At 65.8% G+C, this 21,415-nt stretch carries 18 protein-coding genes; 6 read left to right on the forward strand and 12 right to left on the reverse strand.

Annotated elements, in window-relative coordinates; all coding sequences use genetic code 11:
• Positions 1–923 (reverse strand): NAD-dependent DNA ligase LigA (gene ligA, locus AC6CDK_RS01660; protein ID WP_496639697.1); only part of this gene is annotated, 923 nt, incomplete at its 3' end.
• A gap of 186 nt (positions 924–1,109) precedes the next feature.
• On the opposite strand from ligA, the gene AC6CDK_RS01665 reads away from it, so the two are divergent.
• Both AC6CDK_RS01665 and AC6CDK_RS01670 read left to right on the forward strand, forming a co-directional pair.
• The gene (locus AC6CDK_RS01665; RefSeq protein ID WP_192905073.1) at positions 1,110–3,461 is read left to right on the forward strand and encodes a S8 family serine peptidase; all 2,352 of its coding nucleotides are present in this window, start codon (positions 1,110–1,112) and stop codon (positions 3,459–3,461) included.
• Positions 3,462–3,682: 221 nt separating this feature from the next.
• Positions 3,683–5,725, forward strand: coding sequence for an ATP-dependent helicase (locus AC6CDK_RS01670; RefSeq protein WP_192905074.1), 2,043 nt, complete (start codon positions 3,683–3,685; stop codon positions 5,723–5,725).
• 30 nt (positions 5,726–5,755) lie between these two features.
• Here the strand turns inward: AC6CDK_RS01670 and AC6CDK_RS01675 are convergent, their stop codons facing one another.
• A complete protein-coding gene (locus AC6CDK_RS01675; protein WP_039646077.1) occupies positions 5,756–6,427 on the reverse strand; it encodes a peroxiredoxin in 672 nt (223 codons plus the stop codon).
• 164 nt (positions 6,428–6,591) lie between these two features.
• Here AC6CDK_RS01675 and AC6CDK_RS01680 point away from each other — a divergent pair, with 164 nt between their 5' ends.
• The gene (locus AC6CDK_RS01680; RefSeq protein ID WP_039646075.1) at positions 6,592–7,107 is read left to right on the forward strand and encodes a peptidylprolyl isomerase; all 516 of its coding nucleotides are present in this window, start codon (positions 6,592–6,594) and stop codon (positions 7,105–7,107) included.
• Between the two features lie 242 nt (positions 7,108–7,349).
• Here AC6CDK_RS01680 and AC6CDK_RS01685 read toward each other — a convergent pair whose 3' ends face one another.
• The 3 genes from AC6CDK_RS01685 to AC6CDK_RS01695 form a co-directional block, all read right to left on the reverse strand.
• On the reverse strand, positions 7,350–9,416 hold the full coding sequence (locus AC6CDK_RS01685) for a diguanylate cyclase (RefSeq protein ID WP_066357779.1): 2,067 nt from the start codon (positions 9,414–9,416) through the stop codon (positions 7,350–7,352).
• Positions 9,417–9,614: 198 nt separating this feature from the next.
• Complete coding sequence (locus tag AC6CDK_RS01690) at positions 9,615–10,997, reverse strand: TldD/PmbA family protein (protein WP_192905075.1); 1,383 nt, start codon at positions 10,995–10,997, stop codon at positions 9,615–9,617.
• A complete protein-coding gene (locus AC6CDK_RS01695) occupies positions 10,982–11,236 on the reverse strand; it encodes a DUF4911 domain-containing protein (RefSeq protein WP_039646069.1) in 255 nt (84 codons plus the stop codon). The genes AC6CDK_RS01690 and AC6CDK_RS01695 overlap by 16 nt, the downstream gene beginning before the upstream one ends.
• A gap of 296 nt (positions 11,237–11,532) precedes the next feature.
• Here AC6CDK_RS01695 and AC6CDK_RS01700 point away from each other — a divergent pair, with 296 nt between their 5' ends.
• The 3 genes from AC6CDK_RS01700 (at position 11,533) to AC6CDK_RS01710 (ending at position 15,996) form a co-directional block, all read left to right on the forward strand.
• On the forward strand, positions 11,533–12,414 hold the full coding sequence (locus AC6CDK_RS01700; protein WP_226048214.1) for a formylglycine-generating enzyme family protein: 882 nt from the start codon (positions 11,533–11,535) through the stop codon (positions 12,412–12,414).
• A gap of 2 nt (positions 12,415–12,416) precedes the next feature.
• Entirely contained in the window at positions 12,417–14,228 is a 1,812-nt protein-coding gene (gene recQ / locus AC6CDK_RS01705) for a DNA helicase RecQ (RefSeq protein WP_192905076.1), read from the forward strand.
• 172 nt (positions 14,229–14,400) lie between these two features.
• A complete protein-coding gene (locus AC6CDK_RS01710) occupies positions 14,401–15,996 on the forward strand; it encodes a DUF445 domain-containing protein (RefSeq protein ID WP_192905077.1) in 1,596 nt (531 codons plus the stop codon).
• Between the two features lie 24 nt (positions 15,997–16,020).
• Here the strand turns inward: AC6CDK_RS01710 and AC6CDK_RS01715 are convergent, their stop codons facing one another.
• The 7 genes from AC6CDK_RS01715 to AC6CDK_RS01745 form a co-directional block, all read right to left on the reverse strand.
• Complete coding sequence (locus AC6CDK_RS01715) at positions 16,021–16,962, reverse strand: methyltransferase domain-containing protein (RefSeq protein WP_192905078.1); 942 nt, start codon at positions 16,960–16,962, stop codon at positions 16,021–16,023.
• A 28-nt stretch (positions 16,963–16,990) separates the two neighbouring features.
• On the reverse strand, positions 16,991–17,698 hold the full coding sequence (locus AC6CDK_RS01720; RefSeq protein WP_066357774.1) for a YkgJ family cysteine cluster protein: 708 nt from the start codon (positions 17,696–17,698) through the stop codon (positions 16,991–16,993).
• A gap of 85 nt (positions 17,699–17,783) precedes the next feature.
• Entirely contained in the window at positions 17,784–18,179 is a 396-nt protein-coding gene (locus AC6CDK_RS01725) for a response regulator (protein ID WP_039646059.1), read from the reverse strand.
• Positions 18,180–18,218: 39 nt separating this feature from the next.
• Positions 18,219–18,599 carry a response regulator gene (locus AC6CDK_RS01730; protein ID WP_039646057.1) on the reverse strand — a complete coding sequence of 127 codons (381 nt, stop codon included), beginning with the start codon at positions 18,597–18,599 and terminating at the stop codon, positions 18,219–18,221.
• Positions 18,596–19,966: a sensor histidine kinase gene (locus tag AC6CDK_RS01735; RefSeq protein ID WP_039646055.1), complete on the reverse strand. Its 1,371-nt coding sequence runs from the start codon at positions 19,964–19,966 to the stop codon at positions 18,596–18,598. Before AC6CDK_RS01735 ends, AC6CDK_RS01730 begins: the two co-directional genes overlap by 4 nt.
• The gene (locus AC6CDK_RS01740; RefSeq protein ID WP_039646053.1) at positions 19,963–20,832 is read right to left on the reverse strand and encodes an HDOD domain-containing protein; all 870 of its coding nucleotides are present in this window, start codon (positions 20,830–20,832) and stop codon (positions 19,963–19,965) included. Before AC6CDK_RS01740 ends, AC6CDK_RS01735 begins: the two co-directional genes overlap by 4 nt.
• Positions 20,819–21,151, reverse strand: coding sequence for a hypothetical protein (locus tag AC6CDK_RS01745; RefSeq protein WP_039646051.1), 333 nt, complete (start codon positions 21,149–21,151; stop codon positions 20,819–20,821). The genes AC6CDK_RS01740 and AC6CDK_RS01745 overlap by 14 nt, the downstream gene beginning before the upstream one ends.
• Between the last annotated feature and the right edge of the window lie 264 nt (positions 21,152–21,415).

The following is a 21,415-nucleotide window of genomic DNA, read 5'->3' on the forward strand; positions in this document are numbered from 1 at the left end:
CGGCTCTTTTCGCCCAACTCCCGCTGGAGGGCAAAGGAATCCACCTTGACCACCACGCCGTCGATCTCGTAGGGGAGGGAGTCGCGGCGTTCGGTCATCTCCCGGTAGTAGGCGAGGATCTCCGCCACTCCCTTGACCGGCCGGATCAGGGGATTGACCGGCAGGCCCCATTGGCCGATCCGGTCGAGGAATTCGGTCTGTGCCGCGAAGGAGGCGCCCCGGACTTCGCCCGGCGCGTAGCAGAAGATGGCCAGGGGCCGCCGGGCCGTGATCCGGGAGTCCAACTGGCGGATGGAGCCGGCCGCGGCGTTGCGGGGGTTGGCAAAGGGGGGCTCGCCCTCCTCCTCCCGCTGGGCGTTCAGCCGCTGGAACGGGGCCAGGGGGAGGTAGACCTCGCCCCGCACCTCCAGCAATTCCGGCGGCTGCTCGCACCGGAGCCTGAGGGGGATGTCCCGGACGGTCTTCAGGTTGTGGGTGACGTTCTCCCCCACCACGCCGTCGCCCCTGGTAGCGCCGACGGTGAGGACGCCGCGTTCGTAGACCAGTTCCACGGCAAGCCCGTCCATCTTGGGTTCGCAGACGTAATCGATCTCCACGTCGCCGTGGAGCCCCAGGAAGCGTTTGACCCGGTCGTCGAAGTCGGCGATCTCGGCGTCCGTAAAGGCGTTTTCCAGGGAGAGCATGGGGATGCGGTGGGTGACCTGCTCGAACTTGTCCAAGGGCGCGCCGCCCACCCGTTGCGTCGGGGAGTCGGGGGCGGCCAGGTCGGGGAACCGCGTTTCCAGGTCCACCAGCTCGCGGAAGAGGAGATCGTATTCGGCGTCGGTGATCTCGGGGCGGTCTTCCACGTAGTAGAGGCGGTTGTGGCGCTCCAGTTCGGTGCGGAGGGCGGCGATGCGGCCCGCTGCGGTCTGCTTGTCCATGGCTGCTCCGTGGCGTGGGGATAGAGGAGCTTATAGCACAGCGGCCGCCGGATGGCAATTTGCGCTCCCGGCCGGGGCGGGGCATTGGGACCTCGCGGTTTCAGGCCGGTATCTGCTATAGTGGAGGCTCAGGATGCAGGGCAGGGACCGCGGGTAGCATTCCTCCTGCCGCGGGAAGGGGATGCCGTGAAACACGGAGTATGGGGATGCGTGCGCGTGGCGTGCCGGTTTCTGCCGGTCCTGCTGGCAATGGCGACGGCGCCGGCATGGGCCGCGCCGGCTGCGGGGTCGAAGGTGCCCGCCGAGGTGGGGGCCGCCCTGGCGCGGGGCGAGTCCCGGGATCTGATCGTTCTGCTGGATGACGGCCCGGTGGAGGCCGAGCTGGCGGGCATCCGGGCGCACGCCGCATCCCCGGCCGACGGGCGGGAGGCGGTTCGCCGGCGGCTCGCGCTGAAGGCGGCGCGGTACGGCGAGATGAAGGGGCGCCTTGCCGCTTCCCTGGCGGGAGAGCAGGTGGAGGTGGTCAGGGAGTACAGCCACCTGCCGCTCCTCTCCGCGCGGGTGGGATCGGCCCGGGCCCTGGAACGGCTGGCGGCCCGCGCCGAGGTGATAGGGGTCTTTCCCAACGAAGCCCGGCAGCTCCAGCTCACCGAGAGCCTTCCCCTCATTGGGCAGCCCCCGGCTGCGGCTGCCGGTTTCAGGGGCATCGGCACGTCGGTGGCGGTCTTCGACACGGGGGTCGACTACACCCGCCCGGCCTTCGGCTCCTGCACCGCGCCGGGCACGCCGGCCGGGTGCAAGGTTATAGTCTCCTTAGATACGGCGCCCGAGGATTTTCAACTGGACGACCCCACCTCCTACTATCATGGCACCAACGTGGCCGCCATTGTCCTGGGGGTGGCCCCTGATACCCGCATCATCGCCATCGACGTCTTTACCCAGAATCTCGCCTATGATGCGGACATCATCGAGGCCGCCAACTGGGCAATCGCGAACCGCGACGCCTATAACATCGCGGCCATCAACATGAGCCTGGGGGGTGGATTATTCACCTCGCCCTGCACCAATACCCCCTACAATGCCCTGGTGACCCAGGTACGGTCGGCGGGAATCATTCCCGTGGCTGCTTCGGGGAACGACGGGAATACAAGCGCCATTGTGGCGCCGGCATGCATCCCGGGCGTCATCTCGGTGGGCGCGGTCCACGACTCCTTTTATGGGACGTTCCATGGGACGACCTGTACGGAAGCCGCCGCTCCCGACAAGGTGGCCTGTTTTTCCAACAGCGCATATTTTCTTACCCTGCTGGCCCCGGGAGCCATCATCACCGCGGCCGGGGAAACCATGGCCGGCACCTCCCAGGCGACTCCCCACGTGGCGGGGGCCGTGGCAGTGCTCCGGTCGGCCTTCCCGGCGGAATCCCTCGATGCGATCCGGACACGCCTCACCTCCACGGGCAAGCCGGTGACCGATTCCCGGAACGGGGTGACGACGCCGCGCATCAATGTGGCAGCGGCCATCGGCCCGCCCGCCAACGACCTCTTTTCCGCCGCCCAGGCCCTGCCCGCCACTGCTGGCCAGACCACCGGCGTCAACCTGAACGCTACCCGGGAGCCCGGCGAGCCCGTCCACGCGGGGGTAGCCGGGGGCGCCTCGGTCTGGTGGACCTGGCAGGGCCAGGCCAACGGGACCCTGTCCCTGGATACCCACGGCAGTTCCTTCGATACCCTGCTGGCGGTCTACACCGGCGAGAGCGTGGGCAGCCTGGCGCCGGTGGCTGCCAACGACAACGACGGCAGTGCCGGCGGCGCCAGCGGGCTCACCTTCGCGGCCCGGGCAGGGCAGGTATACCGGATTGCCGTGGACGGCCGGAACGGGGTCACGGGGCGCATTGTCCTGAACCGGAACTTTACCCCGTCGGCCACGGCAGATATTGCCGTCGCCGCCTCGGGGGCACCGTCGACGACCTTCGTGGGGGAACCGGTAATCTATACGGTGAGTGTCATCAACTACGGCCCGGAGACGGCAACCGAGGTAACGGTGACCGACCCGATCCCTGCGGGGGCCTCCTTTGTGTCCGCTTCCCCGGGGTGCGCCCTGTCAGGCAGCACCGTTACGTGCAACGTCGGAACCCTGGCGGTGGGGGGGAGCGTCTCCTACGCCATCGTGCTCACCCCCACGCTGGCGGGCACCCTGATCAACACCTTCCAGGCGGCCGGTTTCACCAACGATCCCGCCCCGGGCAACAACGCCTCGGCTGTCTATACGCCGGTGGCTGAATTTGTGTATCCGGTACTGGTGGACAATGTGCAGTATCCAATGCTTCAGAACGGCTTCGACATTGTCCGGGAGGAGGGCGTGGTCATGGCCACGGCGAGCCTGTTCACGGAACAACTGCTGCTGAGCCGCGCCGTCCGGTTCACCCTGCAGGGAGGCTATGACGCCTTCTTCACCTCCGCCACCGGCTACACCACCCTGCAGGGGAGCCTGACCCTTGCCAGAGGGGCGGTGACCGTTGACCGGTTGATCGTCCGCTGATCTGGTGCCGCAGCGTGCGGGGCTCCCGCTCCGCACACCGTCACGCGTCACCATGCCGGCTCCGCGGGAGCACTGCGCGCGCCACTGTGGGGCGATCGAGCAGGGTAACGTGCCCTGGCACGAATATCGCTGTCTTGATTTCCCCACCCCTGTTCTGCTATCACTGATGCGGCCGGGCACGAGCGCCCGGCTCTTTTCGTTTCGCATCCCGAGGCACGCACATGCTTGATCTTTCCACCCTCAACCCTCCCCAGCGGGAGGCGGTCGACTGTACCGAAGGCCCGCTCCTGGTCCTGGCCGGGGCCGGCTCGGGCAAGACCCGGGTCATCACCTGCCGGATCGGTCACCTGGTCCTCCACAGGAAGGTTGCGCCCGAGAGCATCCTGGCCGTCACCTTTACCAACAAGGCGGCGGGAGAGATGAAGGAGCGGGTGCGTGAGCTGGTGGGCCGCGGCCGCACCAAGGGGATGATCGTCTCCACCTTCCACTCCCTGGGGGTGCGCATCCTGCGGCGCGATATCGAACGGCTGGGCTACAAGAGGAACTTCGGCATCTACACCACGTCTGACCAGCTGGGGCTGGTGCGCCAGGCCCTGCGCGAGGTGAGCGACGACGGCCGCAAGGTGGACACCGAAGGGATCCTCTGGCGCATCTCCGGCTGGAAGAACCGGCTGATTCCCCCCGACCGGGTGCAGCCCCGCCTGAACGACCCGGACGAGCTGCTGGCCGCCACGATCTACCCCCGCTACCAGCGGCTGCTCATGGCCTGCAACGCCATCGACTTCGACGACATCATCATGCTGACCGTCCGGCTCCTGCAGGAGCAGCCGGAGGTCCTGGACCACTGGCAGGAGCGGTTCCGCTACATCATGGTGGACGAGTACCAGGACACCAACGCCTCCCAGTACCTGTTCGTGTCGCTGCTGGCGAAAAAATACCGTAACCTCTGCGTGGTGGGGGACGACGACCAGTCCATCTACGGCTGGCGCGGCGCCGACGTGGGGAACATCCTCGCCTTCGAGAAGGACTACCCCGGCTGCCGGGTGGTGAAACTGGAGCAGAACTACCGCTCCACCGGCACCATCCTGGAGGCGGCCAACCACGTGATCAGGAACAACAGCGTGCGCACGGAGAAGCGCCTCTGGACCGACGCGGGCGAGGGCCGTCCCATCGACCTGGTCATCGCCCAGGACGACGAGGATGAGGCCACCCAGGTGGTGGAACGGCTCCAGATGGAGCGCTACCGGCACAATCTCTCCTTCGGCGACTTCGCCATCCTCTACCGGACCAACTCCCAGAGCCGGGCCTTCGAGGAGCAGCTCCGCTTCGAGGACATCCCCTACGTGCTGGTGGGGGGTATGCAGTTCTACGAGCGCAAGGAGGTGAAGGACGCCCTCTCGTACCTGAAGGTGATCGACAATCCCCGGGACGAGCAGTCGCTCCTGCGGATCGTCAACTTTCCGCGCCGGGGGATTGGCGACGGCACGGTCCTGAAGATCAACCAGTGGTCCCTGGAGCATGACTGCCCGCTGCTGGAGGCCTTCGGCCGGGTGGAGGAGATCGAGGGGGTCACGGGGGCGGTGCGGGAAAAGGTGTTGGCCTTCCACCGGCTGGTGGAGGAGTCGGTGCGCGATTTCCGCCATGCCGGCAACCTGCCGGGACGGGTGAAGGGGTTGTTCGACCGGCTCGGGCTGGAGGAGGAACTCTACCGGACCATCGAGGACCCGGCCACGGCCCGGCGCAAGGTGGAGAACGTGGCCGAGGTCATCAACTCCCTGGCCTCGTTCGAGGAGCGGATTCCCGGCGCCACCCTGTCGGGTTTCCTGGAAAAGGTCTCCCTCATGGACGAGGACCGCTTCGCCGGCAAGGACAAGAAGGAGCACGGCAGGGACGCAGTCACCCTCATGTCGCTCCACTCAAGCAAGGGGTTGGAGTTTTCCTGCGTGTTCCTGGTGGGATTCGAGGAGGAGATCCTGCCCCACAAGAGGACGGTGGAGGAGGGGATGCCCATTGACGAGGAGCGGCGTCTCTGCTACGTGGGGATCACCAGGGCTCGCCGGCACCTGACCATCACCCGGTGCCTGAACCGGAAGAAGTACGGCAAGCTCCAGGAGCGGCAGCCGAGCCGGTTTCTGGAGGAGATACCCGGGCGGCTTCTGCAGGTCCACGAAGGGAGCGTGAAAAAAGCCTCCACCCAAGAAGAGGCGGAGGCCCTGGCCCAGGATTTCTTTGCCCGGATGCGGTCGATGCTTCAGCAGGAGTGAACCGGTGTTCGCTGCCGGTTTCAGAATGGACTACTTCTTGATGGTTTTCTCGCCCGGCTTCCAGCCCAGGGGGCAGAGTTCGCCGGTCTGGAGCGCCTCCAGGACCCGGATGGTCTCTTCCACGCTCCGTCCCACCGAGGGGCTCTGGACCACCTGATACTGGAGGATGCCGTTGGGATCGATGATGAAGAGCCCCCGCAGCGCCACCCCTTCCTTTTCGTCCAGGATGCCGTAGCGGATGGTGGCTTCCTTTTTGTTGTCGGCCAGCAGCGGGAACGAGAGGTCGCCCAGGTCGCCCCGGTTGATCCAGGCCAGGTGCGAGAACTTGCTGTCCACTGAGGCGCCGAGCACGACGGCGTTCAGCTCCGTGAACCGGTCCACGGCGGCGTTGAAGCCCCTGATCTCGGTGGGGCAGACAAAGGTGAAGTCGCCGGGGTAGAAGAAGAGGACTACCCACTTGCCCCGGTAGTCGGCCAGGTTGACCCGCTTGAACTCCTTGTTGACCACCGCCTCCAGGGAAAATGCCGGGGCCGGCTCGCCCACCATGGCCCGTTCCGGCTCGCTTCGTACCATTCCCTTGTGGTGCTGGACCATGAGCTCCGTGGCGCGGGTCATCTCGTCGACCTTGTCGGGGGTGGCCATGGCGGTGCTTGCGGCAAGCAGCAGGGTAAGCGTCAGCATGATGGGTCCGGTTGATTTCATTACTGCCTCCTGGCGTAAAAAGGTGCGGCTTCGAATCGAAACACATCTACCCTTATACTTGATTTGACGGACGATGCAAGCCGAGAAAAGGGTGTTCGCCGTCCGCCTTTTGTGGTACACCTTGAGCCTCACGTTGTCATCAGTGCATATGAAAGGAGCATGCCATGAGCGAAGAACAGAACCCCCGGGTCATGCTTGAGACCTCCCAGGGGAACATCATCGTCGAACTGTTCAGGGACAAGGCGCCGATTTCCGCCCGCAACTTCATCTCCTACGTGAAGGACGGCTACTATGACGGCCTCATCTTCCACCGGGTCATCAAGGGATTCATGATCCAGGGGGGCGGGATGGACGAAAACATGCAACCCCGGAAGACCAAGTTCGCCATCAAGAACGAGGCGACCAACGGCCTCTCCAATAAGCGGGGAACCCTGGCCATGGCCCGGACCGCGGTGGTCGACAGCGCCACGTCCCAGTTCTTCGTCAACCTGGTGGACAACGCGTTTCTCGATAACCGGGGCAAGACGCCCGATCTCTTCGGCTATGCCGTGTTCGGTCAGGTCGTGGAGGGGATGGATGTGGTGGACGCCATTGCCGGGGTGAAGACCGGCAACAGGGCGGGCCACTCGGATGTGCCGGTGGAGGCCGTGTTCATTACCAAAGCCTCGGTGATCGAATAAGAGCTTGTTCGGAAATAATCATTCCAAGCTCGCATTCCGTCTTCACGCCATCTTTGACCGGCCCTCAATCGCACAATCCTCGACGTAGCCCTGCTACGCCTGCGGTTTTGCTCAATCAGTCCGGCCAAATCGGTCATACATCCGGGCGCGATCCTCTGGAACGTTATTTACGGACAAACCCTAAGACTCCCCTGCCTGAATGATGTCGCATGAAAAAGGCCGCCCGATTCGGGCGGCCTTTTTCATGACAGGTTGAGCACGGATTTGAAATGGACGTTGTGTTCCTGGTGGCCGGCTGAGTTTCCCGCGATGATCACCCGGTTCCGCCCTTCGGACTTGGCCCGGTAGAGGGCCACGTCGGCCGCCTTGACGAGCGAGGCCTCGGTGCTGCCGTCCTCGGGGAAGGAGGCGATGCCGAGGCTGGCGGTGAGCCGCCCCTGGGGGAGATTCTCCTCGTGGGGAAACCCTTCGCCTTCGATCTCGCGCCGGATCCGTTCGGCCACGAAGATGGACTCCTTCTTGGAGGTTCCCGGCAGGATGATGCAGAACTCCTCACCGCCGAAGCGGGTGACCACGTCCATCTGCCGGGCGGTTTCGCTGATGATCTTGGCCGTTCTCTTGAGCGCCCGGTCGCCGGCCAGGTGTCCGCAGAGATCGTTGTAGATCTTGAAGTGGTCCAGGTCGATGAGTATCACGGTCAGGTTCAGGTTGTGGCGGATGCTGCGGGCCAGTTCTTCCTCCATGCGCCGCTTGAGGAAGCGGCGGTTGTAGAGGCCGGTCAGGTGGTCGGTGATGGAGAGCTGCTCCAGGATGTCGGCCCGCTCGATGGAGAGGGCGCGCTCGATCATGATGGATGCATGATCCGTGAAGGTGATCAGTATCTTCAGATCGGCGTCGGTGAAGATCCCCTGGTTCTTCTTGTCCGAGAGGTTGAGCACGCCGATGGTGTCCTCCCGCAGCTTGATGGGGATGCTCACGAACGACTTGGTCTTGAAGCGGGGGCGGTTGGGGGTGCCGACCCGGCGGTCCTTCTCGATGTCGTTCACCAGCAGCGGGTTGCCGCTGGCGGCCACCTTGCCGGCAATGCCGGTTCCCACCTGGACCACCATGCTCTGGGCCAAGTGGAGGTTCATGCCGAGGGCCGACTCGATCCTGAGCTGGGCGCCGCTTTCGTCGATGAACATGAGCGAGCCGCAGGAGGCGTCCACCAGGTCGGCGGCCATGCCGAGAATCTGTTCGTTGAGCCGGTCCTTGCCCTCGGTCCGCGACAGGGCGCTGAACATGGTGAGGAGCTCCCGGGCCTGGACGATCTCGGATGAGTATTTTTCCTTCTCCCGCATCCGCGCCAGTTGGGTCGCCGCCTTGCCGGTCACCAGGGAGACCAGCAGTTCTTCCCGGGGCGGAATGCTGGCGTCGAAGAGGACCAGGATGCCGTGGATGGTCTGGCCCGAGGTCAGGCGGAGGCAGGTGGCTTGGCTCACGTCCAGGCCCGGGAAGAGCGAACGGCATTCGTCTTCCTGCAGGACGATGCTGCCCGCCCGGTCCCTGGGGAATATGCCCAGCGCCTTGGGTCCGGAAATCGCGCCCAGATCCCGGGGGAGCCCCCAGATCCCCTTGACGGTGTAGGGCGAAGTGGGGCCGTTTTGGGGGATGAGCACGGCGATCTTGGAGATGTCGAAGAGGACGCCGAGGGTTTCGCTGATGAGGCCCATGAGGTCGCAGACTGAATCCGCCGAGTCGATGCCGGTGGAGATTCCGGATATGGCGGTGAGCCGCTGCATGGTCTTCTCGAAGATCTGGCTGTGGAGGTTGCGGGCCAGCAGGGAGGGGACCAGTTCCTGTACCTTGCGCGCCACCTCCTCGACTTCATCGACGGTGGCAACGGGCAATTCCTCGATCTCGGCCAGCAGGGCGAAGGCGTCCATGCCATCGTCGGCGGCAAGCGACTCCATGCGGGCGAGGTCGATGGTCCTGTCGCGGACTCCGCCGCCGATCAGGCAGGTAAAGGGGATGTCGCCGGCCCGGAGTGGGACGGCGAAGTTGAGGAGACCGACGCTGCACTGGAACACTACCGGCCGGTTGCCGGCAATCGCGCGGCCGACCGCGTCTTCCAGGGCCAGCAGGCAGGAGTTCGTGCAGAAGTGGTGCTGGCGCGGCGACCCGCAGGCCGTGAACCTGGACTTGTAGCGCAGCCCCCCACCGTCCTGGTCACAGCAGAAGGTCAGGTGGTAGGGGGCCAGGAACTGGTGTGCCTTGAGGGCCTCAAGCAGTTCCACCGGCTGAATTGTCGTCAGGTTCACATGGGGCACGGTTGTTTCCTCGGGAAAATCAAAGGCGCTACGCAGGGGATCTGCTACTTCAATTCCGGGCGTAGTGCGCTTTCCTCCTCATGGAAACGGTCCTCGCGACGCGAGCCATCCGTGGCCCTTCCCCTCCGGTGACGGAGCGGGAGGTAAATCCTTTCCTCCTGAAACATCGTCTGGCGCCGTCCATCGCTGCCAAGTGCATCATGCCGCGCCACCCACCGTTATTTCGTCGATGAGAAGCGTGGGTTGGGCATCGGAGACCGGCACTCCCTGACCGTCCTTGCCGCAGGTCCCGATGCCGAAGCCGAGATCGTTGCCGACCTTGACGATCTTCTTGAGAATGTCCGGGCCATTCCCGGTGAGGGTGGCTCCCCTGACCGGTTCCCCGATGGCTCCATTTTCAATAAGATATCCTTCGGTGACTTCGAACACGAAGTCGCCGTTTACCGTATTCACCTGTCCGCCGCCCATCTTGCGGACGAAAAGTCCCCGGCCGACCCCCCGCACGATCTCCTCCGGGTCCGACTCGCCCGGGGCGATGAGGGTGTTGGTCATCCGGACAATGGGCTTGGTGTGGTATCCCTCGCGCCTGCCGTTGCCCGTGGAGGTGCAGCCGTCCTTCATGGCGGACAGCCGGTCGTAGAGATACCCCTTCAGGATGCCGTTTTCCACCAGCACCGTGCGCCGGGCCGGGGTCCCCTCGTCGTCGAAGGAGAACGAGCCCCGCGCGTTGGGGATGGTGGCGTCGTCGATCACCGTTACCAGGGGCGATGCCACCTGTTGCCCCACCTTGCCCGTGTAGACCGACAGGCCGTTGCCGGCCAGGTCTGCCTCTAGGCCGTGGCCGATGGCCTCGTGCACCATGGTGCCGCCGGCCTCGGACGAGAGCACCACCGGCATCAGCCCCCCCGGCGCCTTGCGGGCGCCGAGCATCATGACCGCCCGGCGGGCGGCGGCACGGGCGATCTCCTCGGGGGGGCGCTCCCGGAAGATCTCGTGACCCATGAATTTCCCCGTTGCTTCATAGCCGGTCTGGATCACGTCCGCGCCGGCGGCAACCACCTGGGCCAGGTACAGAGTCCCCGTTCGGTTGGTCTCGATGAAGTCGCCCAGTGAATTGACGATCTGGCATTTCACGTGGCTGTCACGATAGGCAATCGTAACTTGCCGAATTGTTTCACTGATGTCGCGGGCAGCCTTGTTGCCTCTCTCCACCAGTGCAATTTTTTCATGGAGGGTTACGCCATCCGGCGTAATTTCTATGGGGAATCCTGCCCCCACTTCCCTCGGTTTCAGTGCGATGGCCTGCTCAAAGACCTTGCCCCGGACTGCCCTGCTCACCGTTGTGGCCAGTTCCATGAGGGCCGTGCCGGTCACCTCGTTGGTGTACGCGTAGGCGGTCCGGAGATCGGAAATGACCCGGATCCCCACCCCGCGGTCCGTTCCGGCGAGGACTTTCTCGATGTTTCCGTCCTCGCAGAGGACTGCGGTGGTGGAGCCTTCTTCGAAGTAAATCTCCGCGAATTCACCACCGCCCACAAGGGCTTGACGGAGGATGGCGGAGAGGTTCATCTGGTCGAGCATGTCTCTTGTTTCCCGTCACCCTGCACCTTTTTCAAAGCAATTTCAGTGCCGAGTGCTGTTAAAAGTTCATTGACGGTTTCCGCTAAATCGCTGGGGTATCGTACCGTGACGGTTCCGCTCGACCGGTCGGCAGAACTGAGTACTGCGAGGCCTTCGTAGGACTCCAGGACAAAGTGAAGGTAGGCGATATCCTTGCGTGCGACCTGAAAGGAGCGGAATGCTTCGCGGGGGCCGGTCACGGTATCTCCTCCAGTCGTTTGTGGTGCTCTGTATGTAACACGCAAGTGCTTAAAAAACAATACAAAAATTCTGATACTCAAACACTTTGAAATAGCTGGAACTCCGACTGAGCACCGGCATTGGAAGCGGGTTGACAGGCATGCCGATTGCACGATACAAATTAATCCAGGCTAACTGCCGCGGCAGCGAAAAGCCGGCAGGCAGCACAAGGCGGCCTGCCGGCCTGGGTTGTCTTTTGCGGGGACTGTGCGTACAATGTGCAGTTCGTGGCTTCAGGGTCTTCGGAGGGTGATGCATGAGGATGGTCCGTGTCGCATATTTTACGGCAGTGGTGGTACTCGGTTTTAGTTACATAACGGAATCTACCGGCGCTGCTTCCGGGGCTCATTCACCAGCGGCAGTCGGGAGTTCGGTCGCAGGGACAAGCTTTCGCGACCGGCTGACCGACGGCTCGCCCGGTCCGGCCATGGTGGTGATTCCACCGGGTCGCTTCCGCATGGGGGCAATCTTCGGCGGTGGTGACCCGGACGAGAAGCCGGTCCATGAGGTGACCATTTCCCGCGCCTTTGCCATCGGGGTGTATGAGGTGACCTTTGCCGAGTATGATCGGTTCTGCGAAGCCACGGGCCGCGAAAAGCCAAAGGACGGCCGCCGCTGGTTCGGCCCCCTGTCCCGCAACTGGGGGCGGGGCAGCAAGCCGGCCATGAATGTGTCCTGGGACGATGCGGTGGCATACGCCAAGTGGCTGTCCGACCAGACCGGGCACCGCTACCGCCTGCCGAGCGAGGCCGAGTGGGAGTATGCGGCCCGTGGGGGCACGGACACCCCCTACTGGTGGGGCGGCACGGCCGGGAAGAACAAGGCCAACTGCAAGGGGTGCGGCAGCCGGTGGGACAAGAAGAGCACGGCGCCGGTGGGTTCCTTCGCGCCCAATCCCTACGGCATGTTCGACACCGCCGGCAACGTGTGGGAGTGGTGCGTCGACACGTGGCACGAGAGCTACGACGGCGCACCCGCGGACGGCACCCCCTGGATCGGCGGCGAGGATTCCCGCCGGGTCCAGCGGGGGGGCTCCTTCGGCAGCAAGCCCCGCTATATCCGCTCCTCGGCCCGGGGGCGGGGCGCCCAGGACGGCCGCTACGTCTACCTGGGCTTCCGGGTCGTGCGGGAACTCTGACCATGGGGCATGAAACCCTCGCCGTCCTCCGGAGCGTTTTCGGCTATCGGTCCTTTCGCCCCTTCCAGGAGGAGATCGTGGACCGGGTGGCGCGCGGGGGCGATACCTTCGTCCTGATGCCCACCGGCGGGGGCAAGTCCCTCTGTTACCAGATCCCCTCCCTGGTGCGGCCCGGCGTGGGGATCGTGGTCTCACCCCTCATCTCCCTCATGAAGGATCAGGTTGACGCCCTGCGCGAAAACGGCGTGGCAGCGGCCTGCTACAACTCGACCCTGGGCGAGCGCGAGTCGCGCCAAGTGCTCGGCCGGCTCCATGGCGGCGAGCTGGACCTCCTCTACGTGGCCCCGGAACGGCTCATGACCGATGCCTTCCTGGAACGGCTGCGGGAGGTGCCCCTGGCGCTCTTCGCCATTGACGAGGCCCACTGCGTCTCCCAGTGGGGGCACGATTTCCGCCCCGAATACGTGGAGCTGGGACGGTTGCGGGGGCTGTTCCCGACCGTGCCGATGATCGCCCTGACCGCCACTGCCGATGTCCAGACCCGGGGCGACATCGTGGCGCGGCTGGGGCTTCGGGGCGCCGAGATCTACGTGACCGGCTTTGACCGGCCCAACATCAGGTACAGCGTCCTGGAGAAGCAGAAGCCGTTCCGGCAGTTGGAGGAGTTCCTGGCGACGCGCCCCCGGGAGGCGGGTATCGTCTACTGCCTTTCCCGCAAGCGGGTGGAAGAAGTGGCGGAGAAGCTCCGGGTAGCCGGGGTGGAGGCGGCAGCCTACCACGCAGGGCTCGCCGACGCGGAGCGGAGCCGGGTCCAGGATGCGTTCCTGCGGGACGACATCCGGGTGGTGGTGGCCACGGTGGCCTTCGGCATGGGGATCGACAAGCCCAACGTCCGGTTCGTGGTCCACTACGACCTGCCCAAGAATATCGAGAGTTACTACCAGGAAACCGGCCGGGCCGGCCGCGACGGGCTCCCGGCCGAGGCGCTGCTCCTCTTCGGCTACGGCGACATCCCGGTCTCCCGCTCCCTCATCGAGTCGGGGGGGAACCCCGAGCAGGTCAGGATCGAGCTGCACAAGTTGAACGCCATGGTGGGGTTCGCCGAGGCGCTCGTCTGCCGGCGCCGGGCCCTGCTCGGCTACTTCGGCGAGCGGCTGGAGGAACCTTGCGGCAACTGCGACCTCTGTCTCGATCCGCCCGAGACCTTCGACGCCACCGAAGAGGCCCGCAAGGCCCTTTCCTGCGTCTACCGGGTGGGACAGCGCTTCGGCGTGGGGCACGTGATCGACGTCCTGCGCGGTTCGCGGAGTGAACGCATCCTGGCCCTGGGCCACGACCGGCTCTCGACCTACGGCATCGGCGCCAGCCTGGCGGCCGAGGCCTGGGGGAGCATCATCCGTCAGCTCATCCACCGGGGATACCTGGAGCAGGACCTGGCCAACTACTCGGTGCTGAAGTTGACCCCTGCGGCCCGGCCGCTGCTGCGGGGCGAGGAGAACCTGGTCCTGGCGAAGCCGCGGCTGCGGATGGCCGCTCCGAAGAAGGAAAAGGCCCCCCGCCGGCCGGGAGCCGCCACGCCGGCGGAGCGGGACGAGGGGCTCTTCCAGGAGCTGCGGGCGCTCCGCAAGCGGCTGGCGGACGACCAGCAGGTTCCCCCGTATATCATCTTCAGCGATGCCACCCTGGCCGAGATGGCGTCCCTGCGGCCGGCCACGCCGGACGAGCTCCTTCGGGTGAATGGGGTGGGCGAGCGGAAGCTCGGCCGCTACGGCGCCCCGTTCCTGGAGGCGATCCGCAGCCATGGCGCCGGTTGAGTTGGTTCTTCCCCCGTTCCCCGTGTTGCGCGGGTCGCTCCAATGTGCTATTGAACCGGTTGAATCTGAAAAATGCAGTTGTCAGTGATTATTGCCTTTGACTGCCGTTTTGCAGGTGAACCGAATCCCGAAGCGCTTGCCGTTTCCCATCCCCTTGCAAGCAGGTAATCCCATGTCGCTCCAAAGCATGCTCCCCTACGTGACGCCGCCGGTGGTGGGTGCCGTCATCGGTTACGTAACCAACGACATCGCCATCCGGATGCTCTTCCGGCCCCTGAAGCCATGGCGCGTCTTCGGCATTCGCGTCCCCCTCACTCCGGGGGTCATTCCGGCGGGCCGCCACGAGTTCGCCGCCACCATCGGCCGGATGGTGGGCACCCACCTGGTGACGGGGACCGACGTGGCCCGGGCTTTGGGCAAGGATTCCTTCCGCCGCGAGCTTCAGGAGGCGGTGAGCGGCAAGCTGGACACCCTGCTGGACAGGGACTTGGGCACGGTGGGCTCCCTCCTGCCGGAAGGGTTCGAGAACTGGCTCCGTGATGGGGCCGACCTGGCGGCCCGCCGGGCCGGCGAGACCGTTGCCGGGTACCTGCAGGGCGAGGATTTTCGCCAGGAGCTGACCCTGTTTCTTCGCGACCTGGAGGAGCGGGTGCTTCCCCGCGAACTGGAGCGGATCCTCGCGGGGGAGACGGGCGATGCGGTGCGGGCCGGGGCCGGACGCGCGCTGGCGGCACTGCTCCAGTCGCGGGGGGTGAGCCGGGCCGTGGCCGGGCTGGTGGATGACAAGCTCGACGAGCTGCTGGCATCGGAGCGGCCGTTGCGTGAGCTCCTGCCGCCGGAGCTGGTGGAGCTGGCGGCGGCCCAGGCCCGGGAGGCGGTGCCGGCCATCCTGGGCCGGGTGGCGGAGTTCGTCCGCTCCCCGGAGATCCGGGATACCTTCGAGGCCAAGCTGCGGGACGGGGTTCAGCAGTACCTGGCCAACCTGAAGGGGACCCTGGGCTTCATGGCGGGATTCATCAGCGTGGAGAAGCTCAACTCGTACTTCCCCGGCCTGGTGGGGAGCGTGACCGACGAGGTGGTGCACTGGCTGGGAGAGGAATCGACCCGCCAGCGGGTGGCGGCCATGGTGGATCAGGGGCTCGGCCGGATACTGGACCGCCCTTTGGCCGTCGCGGTGGAGCAGCTCCCCTATCGCCGCGTGGCGCTCCTGCGCCGGTCGATCCGCCGGGGCGCGCTGTTTCTGGTGCGGCGGCCGGAAACCGCCGGTTTCCTGCTGGCCCTGGCCGAGCGCGAACTGGTGCGGGTGGCGACCGATCCCTCCCGTCCCATCCTGGAACGGTTCGCCCCCGAGGGTGACCCCTCCCGGCTGCGAGAGGCCCTGGCGCGGTGGCTGACGGACAGGCTGCGCGATCCCGGTATTCGCACAACCCTGGAGCGGATCGTGGCCGGCCGGGTGGAGGAGTGGCTCTTCAATCGCCCCCTGGGCCGACTGTCGGCCCGGATCTCGGCCGAGGTCAGGCGCGACCTGGACCAGTTGGTCTACCGCCAGGTGGCGGACCTGCTGGAGCGGGAGGCCCCGCCCCTGATCGACGCCCTGGACGTGGCGCGCATGGTGGAGGAGAAGATCAACACCCTGGACATCCTGGCGGTGGAGGGACTGCTCCTCGCCATCATGCAGAAGCACTTTCTCTACATCAATCTCTTCGGTGCCCTGCTGGGCTTCGTGATGGGGTCTTTCAACGTGCTGCTCATGGGGCTCGGACGGTAGGGTGCCGGCCCGGCACGCCGGTTTTCAGCGGAGCGCCGCGAGAAACCGGCTCCTGACCAGTTCGAAGTGGTTGTGGTGGGAGCGGAGCTTCCAGTCGACGCTTCCTTCCCGGTCGATGCGCCAGGGGGGGGCGATGATGCCATCCCTTCCCTCCAGGAGAGCGCGGACGTTGTCGATTCCCCGGCCCGCGTAGGGCCCTGCGGCGGTGCCGCCGAGCCATGCCTCCTCGGGGGTGTTGGCAGTGGACCAGGAAAAGGGGTCGGAGAAGAGGAGGGAGGCGCCGGCGGCCGACGCCACGCGGTTGATCTCGTAGAGGTGCGCCAGGGGATGGCGGACCCGGTCCACCAGGTTGAGGGCCGCGGCCTGGTCGAAGCAGCCCCGCGCAAAGGGGATCCTGAGGGCATCGGCCACCACGAATTCGGTCCGGTCGGTCCGCCAGTGGCCGGGCAGCTCGACCCGGAATTCCTCCCGCAGGTTCCCCTCCAGGGGGAGCGAGAAGTCGATCCTCCCCTCGGCGGCCAGCCGCCGCGCCGTGCGCACGAAGGCGACGGACAGGTCGCACCCCACGGCAACCTCGCTCCGCTGTGCCATCTCGAAGGTCAGCCGCCCCACGGCGCACCCGGCGTCGAATGCCCGTTCACCGCCGGTGGCAAGGCACCCCGCCCAGTCGCCGTAGGCCGTTCCCGCGTCCGGATCTCCCGTCAAGTCGGCAAAATGGCTCCAGAGGTAGGAGTTCACCGTTGCCGCCTCCTCGTATTTCCACTGTCCCCCCGACGGCCCTTCCTCCGGCTCCGGCAGCAGTACCGCCACCCCCTCGCGGATGGGGTAGCGGCGCCGGCACCTGCGGCAGGAAAGGGTGCCGTCCCGGATGTCCCCGTCCCGTTCCCCGCCGCAGGAGAGGTCCAGCGGATGTTCCTTGGGAAGGCAGGCGGGGCAGATGAGCAGGGGGAGCAGAACGCGTTTCATGGAATACCTCCCGCAGGGGGGTGCCGGGTCAGTCGTGGATGGCGGCGAGGAAGGGGTGGGACAGCCCCTCCCGCTCCAGCAGGTGCCGGACCGCGTCCGCCCCCCTGGGGAGGAGGTCGCTCAGCCGGTGTTCCCGCTCAAGGTGGACGAGGACCGGGAAACTGCCGTAGAGGGAGAAGGAAAAACGGGTCATGAGCGCCAGGGCGGACCGCTGTTCGAGCTCTTCGCCCTGGTCCCGGGTGGCTGCCACGTAGTGCATGGGAAAGGCAACCACCGAGCGGTCGAGGCCTTCCACGAAGCCTCGTTTTTCCTCGCTGGAGAGTTCCGAGAAATCCGCCCCGCACCACCGGCTCTCCCGGGTGGCCAGGAGTGCCCGGCAGGAGAAGGGGCGGACGGCATAGACGCCGCAGGCCCCATTGTTATCCAGGAAGGGGCAGTAGCCCGCCTCCCGCCGATGGAGGCGCAGCCAGTCGGTGAGGTCCCGGGCCCGGGGGAGGAGCTGCCGCAGCCGCGCCACGTGCTCAGCAACGGCCGCGGCCTGGTGATCGGTGATGGCGTCCGCGGTCCGGACCGCCTCGGTGAAGGTGCAATTGACGGTCAGGGAACAGCAGGCACTGCAGCCCCTGGCGCAATGAATCCGTCCGCCCCCTCTTGCGTAGCCGTCGATCCAGCGCCGGATCGCCCCATCGAACCGCTCCTGCAGTATCCGCACTTCATCGCACATTTCCCGCCGCATGGAGTCCCCTTGGCCGGTATCCGGCCGTTTTCAGGCAAGCTTACCACAGGAGCCGAGGCACGGCGAACGGGAAATCCCGCAATGGTCAGCCCGCCGTGGTCAGCCCCAGGGTCTGGATCTGCTCCAGCAGTTTCTCCCGTTCGAGGGGTTTCACGAGGTAGGCCTCGCACTGGTTGCAGAAGGCTGCCATGACGTTGTCCCGATCCTTGAGGGCCGTGGTCATGATGACCTTGACGGGGGAGATGATCTCCCGCTCTTCCTCGAAGTGGCGGATGGTTTTGAGCACTTCGTGCCCGGTCATGGAGGGCATCATGATGTCGAGGCAAATGAGGTCGAAGGGTTCGCCCAACTCGTGGGCCCAGGTGAAGGCGGAAAGGGCTTCGTGGCCGTCGGCGGCCTCGGTGCACCGGCCCAGCGGCTCCAGGTAGGCCAGCATCAGGCGGCGGCTTGCAGGGTCGTCTTCAACAATGAGGATTTTCATGGCTGCTCCCGTGGTGTCCGGCCCAGGCGGGACGGAGTGTCAGTTCAGATGCTTCTCCAGAACGGCAAGGAATTCAGTGCGGGTGATCGGTTTGATGAGAATGTCGTCGAACCCCGCGTTGAGGAATGAGCGGCGCTCCTCGCCCATGGCGTGGGCCGTGTAGGCGATGACCGGCAGACGGCGATCCCTGGCCTCATGGTCCCGGATGGAGCGGCAGACCTCGGTGCCGGAGATGTCGGGCATGCCGATGTCGAGCAGGACCAGGTCCAGTTCCTCCCGGTGGCTCAGGGCGTAGTCGAGCCCGTCGCGGCCGCTGTCCCTTTCCACCAGCCGGTAGGGAGTGCCGTTGAGCATGGCCGCCACGAGCCGGCGGTTCATGAAGTTGTCGTCCACGATGAGGATGGTGCGCTGACGGGTCATGGGGCCTCACTGGGCGCGGGCGGCAGGGAAGGGGGAAGAATGACCCTGAAGGTGCTCCCCAGCCCCGGGCCCGGGCTTTCCACCCGGATGGTGCCGCCATGGAGTTCCACCAGCTTCCGGGTGAGGGGAAGCCCAAGCCCGGTCCCTTCGTAGCGGCGGGTCGCGGAACCGTCAGCCTGGACAAAGGGGGCGAAGATCCGCTCCAGGTCCCCGGCCGCCAGGCCGATGCCGGTGTCCTGCACGGCGATCATGATGCCCCCTTCGCGCTCTTCGTCCGGCGGAAGGCCGATTGACAGGGTGACGCTGCCACCGTCGGGGGTGAATTTAACCGCGTTCGCCAGCAGGTTGAACACGATCTGCTTCAGCTTCCGCTCGTCCGCCGTGATGGTCGGGGGCACGTCGGGCGCCACCTCTTCCGTCAGCCGGATGCGGTGCTGCTGGGCACGCTCCCGCACCATGACGAGGCTGCCGGAGGCGAGCTGCCGGATGTCCACGTCCGCCGGTTCCAGCTCCATCCGCTCGGCTTCGATCTTGGAGAGGTCGAGGATGTCGTTGATGAGCGACAGGAGGTGGCGGCTGGACTGGAGGACGTAGCCGAGGAATTCAGCCTGGATGTCGGTCACCTGGCCGTAAGTGCGGGACAGGAGGACGTCGGTGAAGCCGATGACGGCATTGAGCGGCGTGCGGAGCTCGTGGCTCATGGTGGCCAGGAACTCGCTCTTGGCCAGGTTGGCCGATTCGGCCAGCTCCCGGGCGGCCTGGAGCTCGCTGGTCCGCTCCCGGACGCGCTCCTCCAGGTGCTGCATGTGGTCCCGCAGCATGGCGTGGAGCGTGGCGCTCTCCAGGGCGTAGGCGCAGGTGTAGAGCACGATGGAAAGGGCGTTGAGCGATGGCACGTCCATCGTGGCGATCTCCGCCGGGAGCAGGGCCGCGAACATCCCCTGCACCTCGGAACGGGTGGCGATGACGTGGAGCAGGAGCGTGTATTCCCCATCGGCCGACGGCACGGTAATGGCCTGGTTCCGGTTCAGTGCCCAGGCAAAGGTGCCGTCCATGATCTTGGCATCGATCTCCGTCTGGAGGGCCGCACGGCAGGAGGGGGGATCGCTGGCGGCCAGCTCGAAATCCCCGTCGCTCCCCACCTCCAGGCATCCCATGCCCCGCAGGGGGATGAGCCGTTTCACCTGGGCCATGGTGGCCCGGAAGATGGCGCGCGAATCCTTGGCGCGGCTCAGGTCGGCCTGGAAGTCGCCGCTGGAGGCGAGCATGTCCAGGATCGCCACGTAGCGGAGATTGGACTCCTCCAGGTAGCGGATCCGCTCCTCCCGCGGGTCGGTCGGGGATATGGCGTGGGCCGTGCCGGTCATCCGTTCTCCGTCAGGATGGCGAAGGTTTCTTCCAACTGCTGCTCCGATTGCCTGATGATCGCGCCGAGCATGCTGACCGGAATGCCGACCCGGTCCCATGCCTCGGCGGCCAGGGGGGGGACGTACCACTCGCCGCTGAAGCCGAATTCCATGGCCTGGCAGATGATGTCTGCCAGGTGGATGATTGCCGTCTCAAGGGGAAACTGCTCCGCCTTGGCCGGGATGTGGTGGCAGGCCACGGGCTCGGCGATGTTCGGCGGGATCTTCCACTTTTTCAGGATGGCTCCTCCCACGGTGGCGTGGTCGAAGCCGAGCCGGCGGCGCTCCGTGGCGAAATGGAGCGACTCGTTGTCACGGCTCTCCTCCAGCATCTCCCGCACCGTGCCGGGAATGGCGGTGCACATGACCAACTGTCCCAGATCGTGCAGCATGCCGGCCACGAAGAACCGCTCCACGTTCACCTCGCGGCGGCTGGTGGCCAGGTTGCGGGCAATGGTGCCGCAGGCGATGCTGTGCTTCCAGAAGGAGGTCATCCCCATCAGGTCTTCCGGAATCCCCTTGAAAATGCCCATGACCGAGGCGGCCAGGGCCAGGTCGCGCAACTGTTGGGTGCCGATGATGGTCAGCGCCCTAGTGATGGAGTCGACCCGGGAGTGGTAGCCGAACAGGGGGCTGTTGGCGAGCTTGAGGATGCGCGCCGTGAGCCCCTGGTCCTCGGTGATGATCCGGCCGATGTCGGCGATGGCGCTGCGGGGATGGTTGATGGCCTCGTTGAGTCGCTCGTAGAAGAAGGGGAGGGAGTAGACCGTTACCGTCTCCTCCACGAGCCGCTCCAGCGTGATCCGGTGGCGGTCAGGATGCGCCATGCATGGCCTTTCTCACCGCGCCGAGGCGCATGATCTCCCGCATGGCCGGATGCTCCAGGTCCGTGTGTAGGAAGAGGGGCCGCAGGGCCTCTTCGGCGGCGGCCAGTTCGGCCGGGCTGATCTCCTGGGGGATGTGGCTGGCGGGATCGTCGTCCAGGCCGTCGATGTCGGCCTCCGCCACTCCCCAGGTGCGGAAGATGTGGAGATGCTTGGCGGTCAGCTCCGCGCCGGCCCCCAGCAGGAGCCGGCCCGTCCGGTCGATGACGTCCGCGGCCAGGGTCATGCCGACGTCGAGATTGTCAATGGGGACCATCCCCATGGAAGCCTCCGGAGGGTGGGCAGTAAGAACGTATCCGCACATGACTCGCGGGCTCGCATCCCGTCTTCGCGTCGTCTCTGGCCGGTCCTCGCCCGCACAATCCTCAACGCAGCCAGCCGTTGCTCGGCCTCCGAACGGGTCGGGCGATCCCGCGCCATCGCACGCCGAATCTGCGTAGCGTCAGTTGCGGATGCGTTGCACGTCGTTCACTGGTATCTCATCGGTCGGGGGGGCATAAACTTTAGGAGGGATTGCACAGGGTTG

Source organism: Geobacter sp. PheSNFMC, assembly GCF_059620965.1.

Excerpts from the sequence above, each read along its gene's own strand:
- AC6CDK_RS01725 (WP_039646059.1), bottom strand. The coding sequence starts at position 18,179 with ATGAAAATCCTCATTGTTGAAGACGACCCTGCAAGCCGCCGCCTGATG.
- AC6CDK_RS01710 (WP_192905077.1), top strand. The coding sequence starts at position 14,401 with ATGTCGCTCCAAAGCATGCTCCCCTACGTGACGCCGCCGGTGGTGGGT.
- AC6CDK_RS01690 (WP_192905075.1), bottom strand. The coding sequence starts at position 10,997 with ATGCTCGACCAGATGAACCTCTCCGCCATCCTCCGTCAAGCCCTTGTG.
- AC6CDK_RS01745 (WP_039646051.1), bottom strand. The coding sequence starts at position 21,151 with ATGGGGATGGTCCCCATTGACAATCTCGACGTCGGCATGACCCTGGCC.
- AC6CDK_RS01670 (WP_192905074.1), top strand. The coding sequence starts at position 3,683 with ATGCTTGATCTTTCCACCCTCAACCCTCCCCAGCGGGAGGCGGTCGAC.
- AC6CDK_RS01715 (WP_192905078.1), bottom strand. The coding sequence starts at position 16,962 with ATGAAACGCGTTCTGCTCCCCCTGCTCATCTGCCCCGCCTGCCTTCCC.
- AC6CDK_RS01680 (WP_039646075.1), top strand. The coding sequence starts at position 6,592 with ATGAGCGAAGAACAGAACCCCCGGGTCATGCTTGAGACCTCCCAGGGG.
- AC6CDK_RS01730 (WP_039646057.1), bottom strand. The coding sequence starts at position 18,599 with ATGACCCGTCAGCGCACCATCCTCATCGTGGACGACAACTTCATGAAC.
- AC6CDK_RS01720 (WP_066357774.1), bottom strand. The coding sequence starts at position 17,698 with ATGCGGCGGGAAATGTGCGATGAAGTGCGGATACTGCAGGAGCGGTTC.
- AC6CDK_RS01700 (WP_226048214.1), top strand. The coding sequence starts at position 11,533 with ATGAGGATGGTCCGTGTCGCATATTTTACGGCAGTGGTGGTACTCGGT.
- AC6CDK_RS01735 (WP_039646055.1), bottom strand. The coding sequence starts at position 19,966 with ATGACCGGCACGGCCCACGCCATATCCCCGACCGACCCGCGGGAGGAG.
- AC6CDK_RS01675 (WP_039646077.1), bottom strand. The coding sequence starts at position 6,427 with ATGAAATCAACCGGACCCATCATGCTGACGCTTACCCTGCTGCTTGCC.
- recQ (WP_192905076.1), top strand. The coding sequence starts at position 12,417 with ATGGGGCATGAAACCCTCGCCGTCCTCCGGAGCGTTTTCGGCTATCGG.
- AC6CDK_RS01740 (WP_039646053.1), bottom strand. The coding sequence starts at position 20,832 with ATGGCGCATCCTGACCGCCACCGGATCACGCTGGAGCGGCTCGTGGAG.